Origin of the sequence: Microbacterium aurantiacum (genome assembly GCF_031625015.1) — a bacterium.
In the GTDB taxonomy this organism is placed as follows: domain Bacteria; phylum Actinomycetota; class Actinomycetes; order Actinomycetales; family Microbacteriaceae; genus Microbacterium; species Microbacterium aurantiacum.
Map to the genome: position 1 here is coordinate 599917 of NZ_JAHWXH010000002.1, position 14132 is coordinate 614048.

Sequence of the window (14132 nt, forward strand, 5' to 3'; positions counted from 1 at the left end):
ACGAACGGTGCTCAGCTGGCTTCCGCGAACTCCATGATCCGTCCCCCGCGGCGCGCGAACGCGAAAGCTCCGATGGCGGTGCCCACCACCAGGACCGCCACGCCCACCCCGACGCCGAACCACAGCGCCGACACCGCCGCCTCGATGTCCCCGGTGAGGGCCTCCCAGCCGAACCACAGCGCGGGAGCGGCGAGGGCGATCGCACCCGAGAACACGAGCCCCTGTGCGATCACGCCACGGGAACTCGTGCGCTGCGGTTGCTGGAACGGACTCTCCCCCGGGGGCGACACCGCGTACGGCGCCACCGCGGACGCGATGCTGGAGAGCCCGAGCGCGGAGAAGAAGAGCGCCACGCAGATACCGATCATGGCCGGCAACAGCGCCCAACGGCCGTGTACCGCGACGGCCACGGGAATCAGGACCGCCAGAAGGGGCAGGCCGATGAGCATGACCGGAACGAGACGGCCCCACCGATCGGCGGCACCGCGGACACCGCTCGCGATGTGCATCCACACGGCGGTGGAGTCGTAGGCGATGTCGTTGTGGGGAAGCCAGCCGAGGAACAGGGCGATGAAGGGCACCGGGATCAGGATGGCCAGGCTGAAGGGCACACCGGCCACGAGCAGGGGCAGAACCGTGACGGCCGCCGCGACCGGCACCACGACGATGTTGACGAGATACCGGCGGTCTCCGAACCAATAGATCAGGCTTCGCGCGGCGATCACGCCCCCGGGGGTCCCCGGCGCGACGGCGAACCACCCCAGTCCCCCGCGCTCACGCACGGCGGACGGGCGCTCGGTCGTGGTCAGCACCCGCTCCACGACGATGATCCAGATCACGACGAGTGCCAGCAGCGTCCCGACGGCGACCGCCAGTGACACCCAGGCAGTACCGTCCGACGCGGCGAAGAGGAGCGGAAAAGCCCAGGCCGCACCCAGCGGTGTCACCGAGAGGACTGCCACGGCTTCGGCGAGTTGGCTCGGCACACGGCCATCCCATTCGAGAGAGGCGAAGAACACCACGCCGGGGATCACCACGACCAGGACCACGAGCAGGAACAGGCCGGTGAGTTCGCGTGACCGCCTCTCGCGGAGGAACATCGACGCACCCGCCATGGCGATGCGCGCGAAGAGCATGCAGGTCAGGATGCCGAAGACCACCCCGAAGATCGCACCTACCACGGGGGCGCCCTGCGCGACCCAGACCGTGCCCGCCGCGCCCGCGATGACCGCCAGCACGAGCACGGGAAGGCTGATGAGACCCGCCACGATCAGGACGACGGCGAGAGCGCGGGCGCGGAGGCCGAGGACGGCGAAGCGACGGGGGTCCAAGGGATCGGACGTGGATGCGATCGCCGGTGCAGCCGCGAATCCCGCGGTGACCGCCGCGCCCGCGAGCACGGTCACGGTGAGGACGACCTCGGGCCCGCTCTGCTGCAACGACACGAGCGCCCAGCAGACCGCCGCGACACCGGCGGCCAGCGTCAGGAGCGCAAGCATCAGCCTCGTGACGTGAGAGGCATCGCCGCGGAGGCTCCCGAGGAGCAGGGCAGCCCTCAGCCGGAGAATGTATGCAGCCACTCGAGCCCTTCCACGTCGCTCAGGCCTCCGGCCAGCTCGACGAACCGCTGCTCGAGGGTGAGTTCCCCGCGCACCTCTTCGATCGACCCCTCGGCGAGCACCTGGCCCGCGACGATCACGGCGACGCGGGAGCAGACCCGCTCCACGAGATCCATCCCGTGACTGGAGAGGATGACGGTGCCGCCGTGCGCCACATAGGTCGAGAGGATGTCGAGGATGACGGCGCTGGAGACGGGGTCCACGGCTTCGAAAGGCTCATCGAGCACGAGGAGCCTCGGGGAGTGGATCATCGCACCCGCGAGCATCACCTTCTTCGCCATTCCGGCCGAGTAGTCGGAGACGACGCGGCCGAGGGCCTCGGTGAGGTCGAAGGCGCGCGCGAGATCCGCGGTCCGGGTCTCGACCACCGCCGGCCGCAGACCGCGCAGCACGCCGTAGTAGTAGAGAAGCTGACGACCGGTGAGCCGGTCGAACGTGCGCAGCCGGTCGGGGAGCACCCCCATCATCTGCTTCGCGGCGTGCGGATCCGCCGCGAAGTCGACACCGCCCACGCGGATCGATCCCCGGTCCGGAGAGAGCAGGCCGGCGATCATCGACAGTGTGGTCGTCTTGCCGGCCCCGTTGGGACCGACGATTCCGTAGAAGCTTCCCGCCTGCACGGTGAGGTCGATGCCGTCGACGGCACGGGTACTGCCGAAGGACTTGACGACGCCGCGCAGGACGAGGACGTCGTCGTCGCCTTCGGCCGCCGTCAGCGGAGTCGCGATGTCGACGAAGGCGAGAGCCCCCGGGTCCGCCGGACCCGACGTGAGCGGTTCGGGGTCCGGTGCGTCATCTGCGACGGTGCCGTCGTGGTCGAGCTCCGCCGGCTGTTCCGCGGTCTCCGGAAGCGTTCCCACGACGTCGCCGGCGACGGTGCTCTCCTCGGAGTCGTCGGCGTCGGGATCCTCTCCGGCGGACTCACCGGGAGCGCCGTCGTGGAGGTCGGCCCCTACAGCATCGGCATCGGCATCGGCATCGATCGAATCCGCCTCGTCATCGCCGTCGGGCGTGTCGTCGACGACCTCCTGCTCGATGGGCTCGTCCGCCTCGTCGGTCGTCGCATCGGCGGGCGCCTCATCCCGATCGCGCGGCGTCGGCAGGGGCGGGCGCGGAGGGATGACGAGGTCAGCCGTCGCGGGGCTCGGAAGGGGAGGAAGCGGCGGACGCGGCGGGATCTCCACCGCGCGCGGCAGGTGCACGACGGGCGCGACTCGGCCTCCGTCCGGCTGATCCGGATCGGCGTCACGGGGCACCGGGAGAGAGGGAGTCACTCCTCCAAAGTAGCAAGGCGGGCCGACACCCCGAAGACGGCGTCGAAGAGTGTCGGCAAACCCTCGGATTGTCACGAATCCACAACGGAGAGCGAACATTCTGCACGTTCCCAGCTGTCATCGCTACCATTGCCCCGGCACGAGGAGGTGTCTCACCGATGAATCTCCGGTGAATCCCACTCTCTTTAGGAGAAGACCGTGACTCTTCAGACCGTCATCCTCGCAGCCGGCATGGGCTCGCGCCTCGGGCGGAGCCTTCCCAAGCCGCTGACCGAGCTCAGCGACGGCCGCACGATCATGCGCCAGCAGCACGACAACATCTTCGCCGCGTTCGGCGACGACGCGAAGATCACGACTGTCGTGGGCTACCGGGCCGAGACGATCGTGGAGGCCTTCCCGGCCGCCGACTACGTCTACAACGAGCGGTACGACCAGACCAACACGTCCAAGAGTCTCCTCCGCGCGCTGGCGGCCACCGGGAAGGCCGGAGTGCTCTGGATGAACGGTGACGTCGTCTTCGATCCGCGGATCCTCGGCCGTGCGATCGTCCTCATCGAGCGCGACCAGTCGTTCGTCACGGTGAACACCGCGAAGGTGTCCGACGAAGAGGTCAAGTACACCGTCGATGCGGCCGGCCACATCGACGAGCTCTCCAAGACCGTGTCGAACGGGATCGGCGAAGCGGTCGGCATCAACTACATCTCCGCGCGCGACAAGAAGGCCTTCATGCGCCAGCTCGCGCGCGTCGGCGACCAGGACTACTTCGAGCGTGGCCTCGAGCTGGCGATCCGGGAAGACGGCCTGCGGCTCGCGCCGATGGACATCTCCGACCTCTACGCCGTGGAGGTCGACTTCGCCGAAGACCTCGAACGGGCGAATCTCTACGTCTGACTCCTCCTCGACGGTCCGCGCATTGCGCAGGGCACCTTAGCCCGTGCATGGCCACTGCGCCAGGGCCTCCTCACGGCTCGACACGTGGGCCGCGCCCCGCCTACGCTCGCGGGTATGGACAGCACGCTCGCATGTCTGACGGCCTGGATGCCGCGCCAACGCTGGTACGCGACCAAAGGGCGGTCGCCGCGCCTGCGGATGGTGTCGTGGTGGGACTTCGAGCCGGCTGGGCCGACGGAATCCGTCTCTGATGCGGACCAGGTCCTCTTCGTCCGAACCTACCTCGTCGCAGACGACGCTTCCGACCCCGCCGTCCTGTACCAGGTGCCGGTCGTCGCGCGCGCGGCCCCGCAGGTCGCGGCGGACGATCCGCATGAGATCGGCAGGCCCGATCCGGACCTGATCCTGCGGGACGGTCCCTACGACGACGCCTACGCGCAGGTGCTCCTCTCCCTCATCACCGGCGGAGGGACCGCGATCGGGCCGGGGTCCCAGGCCACAGGCCATCCTGCCGCCGCACACGATGAACGTCAGCGCACGAACCGGGTGATGACCGGCGAGCAGTCGAACACCTCCCTTGTGTTCGAGGGGCCCGAGGCCATGCCCGTCATCTGCAAGATCTATCGACAGCTGCATCCGGGGCACAATCCCGACATCGAGCTCCCCGGAGCTCTCGCGGCCGGCGGCTCACCTCACGTCCCCGCGGCCGTGGGATGGATCGAGGGCAGCTGGCCGAGCCCCGGTGACACCGAGAGCGTCGTCCGCGGGTCGCTCGCCTCCGCCCAGGAGTTCCTCCCCGGCGTCCAGGACGCCTGGCGCGTCGCTCTGAACGCCGCCGCCTCCGGCGCGGACTTCCGCGCCGCGGCCGAAGAGCTCGGCATCGCGACGGCCGATGTGCACGTCGCGCTCGCGCGATTGTTCCCGCAGCAGGAATGCACCCCCGCCCAGCGCGACGCCGTCGCGGCCGCCTGGAACCGCCGCCTGTCCATCGCGCTCGACGAGGTGCCTGCGCTCTCGCCATGGCGCTCGGACATCGAGGCCGTGTACGCGACGGCGTTGAGGCTGCCGTGGCCCGCGTTGCAGAGGATCCACGGCGATTATCATCTGGGCCAGGTCCTCCGGGTACCGGGCCGCGGCTGGGTGCTCCTGGATTTCGAGGGAGAGCCGCTACGGCCGATGGACGAGCGCACCCTTCCGGATCTCGCTCTCCGAGATGTCGCCGGCATGCTGAGGTCGTTCGATTACGTCGCGGGCTCCCTCGAACTCGAGCGTCCCGACCAGGCCTCCGCCGTCCGGGACTGGGCCCGCACGGCGCGCGAGTCTTTCCTGCGGGGATACGCCGCCGTATCCTTCGTGGATCTGACGACGGTGGCGACCCTGCTGACGGCGTTGGAGATGGACAAGGCCGTCTACGAGGCGATCTACGAGGTGCGCAACAGGCCGGCGTGGACGGAGATTCCACTCGGGGCGGTGAAGCGGCTCATCGCCGAGGTCTCTTCCCCGTCGAACCGCCGGTGAGGTGCGGATTCAGGTCTCGGCACCATCCTCGAGCTCAGCCTCGTCCTCATCGCCATCCGTCGCGCTCGACGCATCAGCGGACGCCGCATACCAGCGTTCCCATTCGGTCATGAGGAAACCGATCGCGGCGTGGAAACGGCGCGTGGACGAGCCCGGCGCGGTGTCGCCGAAGTAGTGGTACACCCAGTGCGCGAGCTTCGCGACGGCTGCCGGGTCGGTCCGCACACGGTCGATGTCCCCGACGAAGTCGGCGGACCGCGACGCATCGAGCCATTCGCAGTCCGAAAGATACCCGTGCGTGTCGACGACCGCCTCGGGGTCGACCGGGCGCGTGATGAGCAGCGGCTTGTCCGCCGCCAGGCGGTCGTAGACCATCGCCGACACATCCACGACCGCGACATCCGCCGACGAGAGCTGCCAGCCCAGCTCGGGCCCGTTGTCGTACACGTGCTGAGCGCGCGCATCCGCGGCGTTGGCGGCGGCGATCGCCGCGACGATCCGCTGGTGCGCACGGCCGTAGGCGGGCGAAACCACGCCGGACCGCGGATGCGGGCGGTACACGACGCGATGGCGTCCGGTCGCCAGAAGCGCAGACACGAGGGACTCGCCGTGGCTGAGGATCGATCCGTAGTGCGCGGAAGGACGATCCCCCTCCCACGTGGGCGCGTAGAGGACCACGATGCGATCGTCGGGCGTGTAGGGCAACACCCCGGAGTAATGATCCGCCTGGGGACGACCGATCTCGATCGTCCGTGTGGTGACGTCGTAATCCCAGAGGACGCGGGACAGCCGATCGCGCGCGGCTTGGCCGGCTACCAGGGCGTAGTCGTAGGCCTTGTACTGGTTCGTCGTCATGTACATCTTGTCGGACTCGCCGTGGTTGATGAAGACGTGCCAGCGGCGGCCGTAGCGGAACATCTGGAAGTTCCGCGTGTTCTGGTTCACGTAGAGGACGACGCGGATCTCCTGGGTCGCGAGGAAGCGCTCGACGTCGCGCACGGTGGGGACGAATGCCACCGGCGGCGCGTCCTCCGCCATCAGCGCCCGCGCACCCGTCGCCGACCGGCTCAGCACCACGACCGGCCAGGTGCGGGCGAGCTCGGCGAGCGGTTTGTACCACTGCCGCATCTGGTACATGTTCACATCGCCATCGGCGAAGTACACCGCAACCCGGAAATGGGATCGTGGATGCCCACCGAGACGGGCCGCTTCACGCCGGACGTGGACGGCCGCCGATCGGTTGTCCAGCGCCTTGCGCACGAGCGCGACGGTCTTCTTGACGTCTGAGAGCACACCCACGCTTCGAGCCTACCGACCGTGCCGAACCGCGGCCGCCGGTATGCGCGTGACATGATCGGACGCGTGCAGCGCGAATCCGACGGCCGACGCGATGCTCCAGTGGTCCGCGCGGACGCGGGGGTCTCGTACGTCATGCCCGTGCTGAACGAGCGCGGTTATCTGCGCCGTGCGGTCGAGTCCGTTCTCGCGCAGGAGACCGGCGGGCCGATCGAGCTGATCCTCGCCCTCGGTCCGTCCACCGACGGGACGACGGAACTCGCTCGGGAACTCGCAGCGGCTGACCCGCGGATCGTGCTCGTGGCCAACCCGGCCGCCGACATCCCCGTGGGCCTGAACCTCGCCATCCGCACGGGCCGCTACCCGACGATCATCCGCGTCGACGCGCACTCGGAACTCGCGGAAGGCTACGCCCTGCGCGCGCTGGAGACGTTGGCACGGGTCCGCGCCGCAAACGTCGGCGGCGTCATGCGGGCCGAGGGGCGGACCCCATTCCAGCGGGCCGTGGCACGTGCCTACAATTCCCCGTTCGGCCTGGGCGGCGGCGCGTATCACGGGGGAACCGTCGAGGGCGAGGCCGAGTCCGCGTACCTCGGGGTTCTCCGACGATCCGTTCTGGAGGAGGTCGGCGGCTTCGACGAGTCGATCCGTCGGGGCGAGGACTGGGAGCTGAACCTCCGGATCCGTCGAGCGGGGTACCGGGTCTGGTTCGACCCTGATCTCTCGGTGACGTATTGGCCGCGCGAGAGCTGGTCTCGCCTCGGACGTCAGTTCGTGGCCACCGGACGTTGGCGTGGCGAACTCGTGCGACGCTTCGGGCGGGGAAACTCGGTGCGGTTCTTCGCTCCCCCGCTCCTGGTGCTGAACCTGGTCCTGGCTCTCCTCGTCGGCGTCGGTCAGGCCGCGGGACTGATCACCGGGACTCTCGGCCTGATCGCCTCCCTCGTCTACCTTCCGATCACGGCCTACGTCGTGCTGATCGTCGCCGTGGCGCTCGGCCGTGGCGGTGGTACCGGCTGGCGGGACCGGCTGTGGACGGCAGCCGTCCTTCCGACGATGCACCTCGCGTGGGGCGCCGGCTTCCTCGTCGGTGTCCTCCGCGGCGCTGACGACACCGTCGACACGTCACGCCTCGGACAGCGCAACACACCGCTGCCCTGAGGTCAGCGCTCGACGAATCCCTGGTCGAGGATGCGCGCGACCACGCGCTCCGCCGCCGTGCCGTCGTCGCGGGAGTTGAAACGCGCGCGCCATCGCTCGTAGCGCTCGGCGAACTCCCCCGGATCGCCGTGGCGGATGGCCTCGACGAGATCGGACGCGGATCCGAGCAGAGGACCGGGCGCGTGCCGGGCCAGATCGAAGTAGAAGCCGCGGAGCTCGCCGCGGTAGTGCTCGATGTCGGGTACCAGGAAGTACATGGGGCGCCCGGTGACGGAGAAGTCGAACATCACGGACGAGTAGTCGGTGATGAGGGCGTCCGCTGCCAGAAGCAGCTGGGCGGTGTCCGGAAAGCCCGTGACGTCGATCACCCGGGGCCCCTCGACGTCCCTCCCGGGCAGCAGCGTGCGGGAGTGCCCGCGCACCAGCACGACGGCGTCCGTCTCGCGGGCGAACGCAGCCGGATCGAGGAAGTCGACCATCTCGGAGCGGTCGTCCCTCCACGTCGGGGCGTAGAGCAGGACGCGCTCGTCATCGCCGATCCCCAGCATGCGACGGATGCCGATGCCGTCGCCCGTGACGAGCACGTCGTTGCGCGGGTAGCCCTCGACCCAGATCGGACGGCGGAGGAACGCATAGGCCTTGCGGAGGATCCGCTCCGCGTAGGCGTTCTGCGCGAGAAGGACGTTCCAGCGCAACGATTCACGAGCCACGGCGAGCATCCGTCGCGGGTCGAAGCCGGGCCGGTGCAGGGCGAGGCGCTTCAGCGGGGTCCCGTGCCAGGTCTGAAGCACGCGCTGCCCCGGGCGTCGTGCGAATCGGCGTCGCAGCCAATCGTTGACGACGAGCAGTCGCGCGGCGCCTCGGGCTCGCCACCACTCGGGGCTCCCCTCCACGACCGCGACCGCGCCGTCGGGAACCACGACCGAGTGGTCCACGACGCTCCAGTAGCGGACGACGTCCGGGGCCACCCGCGCCAGCTCACGATCGATGGCGAGCGGATTGCACCCGGCGTTGCGTCCGTAGAAGCTCTCGAAGAAGACCGCGTTCTCGAGGGGCGTCGTGCGCGTCGCATAGCGGCGCTCCAACGCCGCCTGGCCCTCGCCCGAATCGTAGGCGGGGTCGAGGGGCGGTCCGACGTGCACGACACCGTCGCGGAGCTCGGCGCGCAGGAGAGCGCCGGTGGCCAAGGGAACGTCGTCGACGGGCGACGAAGACTCGGCCTCGGAGGACGGAACGACGACCACCGCGTACTCGCCCGTGGGCAGCGGGAGCTCGGGCCCGCCCCACTTCGACGCACGGAGCGGGAACACCGCCCTCCAGGTCTTCCCTCGGCCCGTGAGCGTCGCCGACACGCGTGCGCGTGGCCCGACGAGTTCCGCGCGCGCGGGCCTCGCGCCGGTTCCGGAAAGGACGAGCGTCAGCTCGCCCTCGGTGTCGAAGCGGGCCTGCGTCATCGATCTCCCTCTGTCGCGCGCCCGCGGCGCGCCATCACGGCACGGTACACCCGCTCGGCGTTGCGCCCGTCGCGATGCCGGTGGACGCGGTCGCTCAGGTGCCGGCTGCGCGCGACACGACGCTCCGACTCCCCTGTCGCGGGATCGAGCACAGCGTCGAGGACGGGCAGAACCTGATGCCAGGACCGCGCGATGTCGCTTCCCGCCACATCCTCGTACCGGCCGTAGAAGCCCCGGCGTTCGGCGTACTCCTCCACGTCGGGCGCGAGGAAGACGACGGGAAGCGGCACGAGCGCGGCGTCGTACACCAGCGAGGAGTAGTCGGTGATGAGGGCGTCGATCCCCGGAAGCAACGGCGTGATGTCCGGGACCTCCGACGACGGAACGGCACGGACGCGGGTCGTCGGTGCCGGCGGAGCGTACTCCCCCGAGCCCAAGGGATGAGACCTGACGAGAAGGACGGCATCCCGCCGTTCGAGCACGTCGAGGATCGCGTGCCAATCGGCCGGGCCGGGTACCGCCGGGTCCGGCGCGCCGTCCCGCCACGTGGGGGCGTACAGCACGACCGCGGACGGGGATCCCTCCGCACCGGCGGCCCGGAGGATCGCTTCGCGCGCCGCGGCGCGGCGCGTCGGCGCGTCGCCGGTGCTCAGAACGTCCACACGGGGCTCACCGGTCTCCACGACGACGTGGTCCCGCACTCCGAACGCGGAGACCAATCGCCCGCGGACGAGCCCGGAGGCGGCGGGCATCACATCGATCCGGGAGGCAGCCGCGCGGTACATCAGCGCGAGCAGTCGCCGCGAGAGCCGACGCGAGGCTCCGTGGTCCAGCCACCGCGGAGGGCGGAGGGTCTCGGGCGAATCCAGACCGATGCGCTTGAGGGGGATGCCGTGCCACAGCTGGACGACGAACGCACCTGAGACGGCGTAGCGGTGCACGTCGCCGAACCCGTGCGTGATCACGACGACGCCCGCGCGGGCGGTCGCCCACAGCCCGGCGACGGAGGACTTCCTCACCGCCCTCACCCCGAGCCGCGCAGCGTCGCGTGCCTGCGTGTCGTCATCGACCAGCCACAGCGCCGGATGCCGCGGTGCCACCTGCTGCCACAGCGCCAGCGCGCCTTCTCCGACGCCGGTCGCGCACCCGAACACCCACATGTCGTGACGCCGGGGAACGAGGGCGGTCAGGAGCCGTCCCGCCGCATAGAGGGGAAGAGCGACGATCTTGCGCGCGTTGCCCGAACCGAAGGAGAACGCCGCCACCCCGCGAGCCTATCGCGGGGTGGCGGCGCCGTGCGGGTCAGCCTCCGAGCGTGCCCAGGGTCACGTCGACCTGCTCGGTCGCATCGCCCCGGACGTAGGTCACCGTCGCCGTGCTGCCGGCGGCGGCGGCGCGCACCTGCGCGGTGAGATCGGTGGCGTTGGAGATCGGTACGCCGTTGAACGCCGTCACGATGTCGCCCTGACGGAGGCCTGCCGCCTCGGCGGCGCCACCGGCGACGGCCTCCTGGATGTAGGCGCCGGTGATCTGCGAGCCCTCGACGGATGCCGCGGAGCGGACGTTGGCACCGAGCAGACCGTGCGTCGCCGCGCCGGTGTCGATGATCTCCTCGGCGATGCGTTGGACGATGTCAGACGGGATGGCGAAGCCGACCCCGATCGACCCCGCCTGCCCGGATGATCCGCCGGCCGAGGCGATGGCGACGTTGATGCCGATCAGGCGCCCCTCGCTGTCCACCAGCGCACCGCCGGAGTTCCCGGGGTTGATCGCGGCGTCGGTCTGGATCACCGCGATCGAGATCGTCTCGCCCGAACCGGGCGTCGTGCGTCCCTGGCCGAAGTCGAAGTAGAACGGCGCGTCCCCTTCGCCCTGCTGCTCGCCGTCCTCCGCATCGGGCGTCTCGGGCGCCGCCGCCGACGCGATCGCGATGGACCGGTTCAGCGCACTGACGATTCCGGTGGTGACGGTGTTGGAGAGCCCGAGCGGCGCGCCCACGGCCGCCGTGGTGTCGCCGACGTTGAGATCGGCCGACGAGGCGAACTCGATCGGCGTCAGATCCGCTGCTCCGTCGAGCTTGATCACGGCGAGATCGTAGGTGGGGTCGGTGCCGACGATCTCGGCATCGAAGACCTGGCCGTCGGAGGTCGTGGCACGGATGGAGGCATCCGCGCTGGCACCGTCGAGCGTGACGACGTGCGTGTTGGTGACCACGTATCCGTCGGCGCTCAGGATGACACCGGAACCGGAGCCGCTGCCATTGGTCCCGCTCGCCGAGATCGTCACGACACTCGGCAGTGTGCGAGCGGCGATCCCCGTCGCCTCGGTGACGCTGTCGGTGTCGTTCACCGTCACCGACACCGGCCCGGATGCCGGCGCGGACGCCGACGTCGAGAAGAGGTTCACGCCCGCGTAGGCGCCTCCGAGGCCCGCGGCGCCACCGACGACCGCCGCGGCCACGAGGAGCCCGACCACGGCGCCCGCGGAGGTCCGACGCGGAGCGGGTGCCGGCGCCGGAGCCGCGGTCGCGGCGAAGTCCATCGGGATGGTCGCCGCAGGTCCGGTCGGGGTCGCCGCGCCCGAGGCGTGCGGCGGAACGGCGCCGGGCAGGACGTATCCCTGCGGGGGCGCGTAGCCGGTCTGCGGCGGCAGCGGAGGACGCGGCGGCACCGCGGGGTTCGTGATGCCCTCGGTCGCGGACGTCGGGTCCGTGGGGCGGTCGATGGGCTCTGCGTCCTGCGGATCGTTCATGGGTGCTCCTTCTTCCTGGCGTGATCCACTGTCGTCGCCGATCCTGTGGATTGCTTATGCCGGGAGTGGGACCGGACTATGCGAACATCGTGAGCACGTCGAAAGGATGCGGCTGTGCACGAAGTGACCGGGGGCTGGCGACGCGTCGCCGCGGGAGCAGGACTCCTGGGGACCGACGGAACGGTGCATCCCACCATCTTCGCCGAGATGAGCGCACTCGCGGGCCGAACCGGCGCCATCAACCTGGGGCAGGGCTTCCCGGATGAGGACGGTCCGGGCGTGGTCCTGGAGGCGGCGCGCCGAGCCATCTCGGACGGCGGCAATCAGTATCCGCCGGGACGCGGCATCCTCGATCTCCGGGTATCGATCGCCGAGCATCACCGGCGCTTCTACGAGTGGGAGGTGGACCCGGAACGCGAGGTGCTCGTCACCGCCGGGGCCACCGAGGCGCTCACGGCCACCTTGCTCGCGCTCGTCGACGGCCCCGACGACGAGGTGGTCGTCTTCGAGCCGTTCTACGACTCGTACGCCGCCGCCGCGGCGATGGCCGGAGCGCGCCTCGTCCCGGTGCCTCTGGTGGCGCCGTCCTTCCAGCCCGACCTCCAGGTGCTCCGGGACGCTGTGACGGACCGCACTCGGATCATCCTGGTCAACGACCCCCACAACCCCACCGGAACGGTGTTCACCGCGGAGGTGCGGGCGGAGGTGCTCCGCCTCGCCGAACGGCACGACGCGGTGGTCGTGACCGACGAGGTCTACGAGCACCTCGTGTTCGAGGGACCGCACGTACCCCTCGCCACGATGCCCGGTGCGCGCGAGCGGACGGTGTCGATCTCCTCCGCGGGCAAGACCTTCTCCGTGACGGGGTGGAAGATCGGATGGGTCACCGCGTCCCCCGAACTCATCGACGCGATCCTCGCCGTCAAACAGTTCCTCACCTACGTCAACGGCAGCCCGTTTCAGCCCGCGATCGCCGCCGGCCTCCGACTCCCGCAGGCCTTCTTCGACGAACTCGCCGCGGCGATGCACGCGAAGGCACGACTTCTCGGTGAGGGGCTGCGCGCAGCGGGCTTCACGGTGACACCACCCGCGGGGTCCTACTTCACCGTGGCGGATGCCGAAGGCCTGGGCGTGCGCGATGCCGCCGCGTTCTGCCGGACGCTGCCCGAACGCGCCGGAGTGGTGGCCATCCCGCTCACCGCCTTCGTCACCCCCGCACACCGCGATCGCTACGCCACGATGCTGCGGTTCGCGGCATGCAAGCGGGTCGACGTCCTCCGCGAAGCGTCCGGACGCCTCGCCGCACTCGGACGCGTCAGTTCCGCGGGCTGACGGTGTAGCGCCGCAGCGACAGCACCGGATTGATCCGCCGCACGCGCTCCAGCTGCGCGCGTTCGAGGTCCGACACCGCGATGCCGGTACCCGTCCCGATGGACGCGCGGACGACGCCCTGCGGATCGACGATCGCGGAGTTGCCCACTCCGAGCGGCGGCGGGTGGTCCGCCGCCGCCACGAAGACCGTGTTCTCGATCGCCCTCGCTTGGAGCAGGATCTGCCAATGGAGCTCCTTCAGCGGTCCGCGCACCCACTCGGCCGGAATCGCGAAGACGTCGACGCCGGCGTCCGCCAGCACCCGACCGACCTCGGGGAATCGCAGGTCGTAGCAGGTCATCAGGCCGAACCGGAGTCCGCGGACCTCGAAAGTCTGCACTCCGCCCGCCTCACCGGGCTCAACCCAGTCCGATTCCCGCTGGCCGAAGGCGTCGTAGAGGTGCACCTTCCGGTAGACCGCCTTCACCCCTGCCCCGTCGACGGCCACCACCGTGTTGCGCACCAGGCCGGGATCCGAGGCCTCTTCGAGCAATCCGGCGACGATCGTGATGCCGAGCGCAGCGGCGTGGCGACACAGAGCACGGACGAACGGTCCGTCCAGGGACTGCGCATGCGTGGCGAGGGTCGCGTCGAACGGATCGATGAAGAAGCTGGAGTACTCCGGGAAGACCACGACGTCGGCGCCGAGCCCGCTCGCCCGGGCAGCGAGCGCCGCGATCTCGGCGAGGTTGACCTCCTCGTCGGACGCCGGAGCGAACTGTGCGACGGCGATCCGCACGTCGTCGTGGTCCTCGGTACCCATGGTCGTCTCCCGCCCTCGCGTGCTCCTCCACCTT

The 14132-nt window shown here is 70.1% G+C and carries 11 protein-coding genes; 4 read left to right on the plus strand and 7 right to left on the minus strand.

Annotated features, from left to right (window positions below; genetic code table 11):
- Positions 1 to 11: 11 nt before the first annotated feature.
- On the minus strand, positions 12 to 1499 hold the full coding sequence (locus KZC50_RS12580; protein WP_310891887.1) for a hypothetical protein: 1488 nt from the start codon (positions 1497 to 1499) through the stop codon (positions 12 to 14).
- A 56-nt stretch (positions 1500 to 1555) separates the two neighbouring features.
- Entirely contained in the window at positions 1556 to 2893 is a 1338-nt protein-coding gene (locus KZC50_RS12585; RefSeq protein WP_310891888.1) for an ABC transporter ATP-binding protein, read from the minus strand.
- Between the two features lie 198 nt (positions 2894 to 3091).
- On the opposite strand from KZC50_RS12585, the gene KZC50_RS12590 reads away from it, so the two are divergent.
- Positions 3092 to 3784: a phosphocholine cytidylyltransferase family protein gene (locus tag KZC50_RS12590; RefSeq protein ID WP_310891889.1), complete on the plus strand. Its 693-nt coding sequence runs from the start codon at positions 3092 to 3094 to the stop codon at positions 3782 to 3784.
- A 114-nt stretch (positions 3785 to 3898) separates the two neighbouring features.
- A complete protein-coding gene (locus tag KZC50_RS12595) occupies positions 3899 to 5302 on the plus strand; it encodes a maltokinase N-terminal cap-like domain-containing protein (protein WP_310891890.1) in 1404 nt (467 codons plus the stop codon).
- 9 nt (positions 5303 to 5311) lie between these two features.
- On the opposite strand, the gene KZC50_RS12600 is transcribed toward KZC50_RS12595, so the two are convergent.
- Positions 5312 to 6601 (minus strand): CDP-glycerol glycerophosphotransferase family protein, encoded by a 1290-nt coding sequence (locus KZC50_RS12600; RefSeq protein ID WP_301133099.1) that lies wholly within the window; start codon positions 6599 to 6601, stop codon positions 5312 to 5314.
- Between the two features lie 51 nt (positions 6602 to 6652).
- On the opposite strand from KZC50_RS12600, the gene KZC50_RS12605 reads away from it, so the two are divergent.
- A complete protein-coding gene (locus tag KZC50_RS12605) occupies positions 6653 to 7759 on the plus strand; it encodes a glycosyltransferase family 2 protein (RefSeq protein WP_310891891.1) in 1107 nt (368 codons plus the stop codon).
- Positions 7760 to 7761: 2 nt separating this feature from the next.
- Here KZC50_RS12605 and KZC50_RS12610 read toward each other — a convergent pair whose 3' ends face one another.
- From KZC50_RS12610 to KZC50_RS12620, 3 genes are read right to left on the minus strand one after another with little or no spacing between them, the layout of a single operon-like run.
- On the minus strand, positions 7762 to 9213 hold the full coding sequence (locus KZC50_RS12610) for a CDP-glycerol glycerophosphotransferase family protein (RefSeq protein WP_310891892.1): 1452 nt from the start codon (positions 9211 to 9213) through the stop codon (positions 7762 to 7764).
- Positions 9210 to 10478 (minus strand): CDP-glycerol glycerophosphotransferase family protein, encoded by a 1269-nt coding sequence (locus KZC50_RS12615; RefSeq protein ID WP_310891893.1) that lies wholly within the window; start codon positions 10476 to 10478, stop codon positions 9210 to 9212. The genes KZC50_RS12610 and KZC50_RS12615 overlap by 4 nt, the downstream gene beginning before the upstream one ends.
- A gap of 37 nt (positions 10479 to 10515) precedes the next feature.
- On the minus strand, positions 10516 to 11964 hold the full coding sequence (locus tag KZC50_RS12620) for a S1C family serine protease (protein ID WP_236968634.1): 1449 nt from the start codon (positions 11962 to 11964) through the stop codon (positions 10516 to 10518).
- A gap of 114 nt (positions 11965 to 12078) precedes the next feature.
- On the opposite strand from KZC50_RS12620, the gene KZC50_RS12625 reads away from it, so the two are divergent.
- A complete protein-coding gene (locus KZC50_RS12625; protein WP_053548419.1) occupies positions 12079 to 13296 on the plus strand; it encodes an aminotransferase class I/II-fold pyridoxal phosphate-dependent enzyme in 1218 nt (405 codons plus the stop codon).
- Here the strand turns inward: KZC50_RS12625 and KZC50_RS12630 are convergent.
- Positions 13280 to 14098 carry a carbon-nitrogen hydrolase family protein gene (locus KZC50_RS12630; RefSeq protein WP_301133109.1) on the minus strand — a complete coding sequence of 273 codons (819 nt, stop codon included), beginning with the start codon at positions 14096 to 14098 and terminating at the stop codon, positions 13280 to 13282. The two genes, KZC50_RS12625 and KZC50_RS12630, sit on opposite strands and share 17 nt — an antisense overlap.
- Positions 14099 to 14132: the final 34 nt, after the last annotated feature.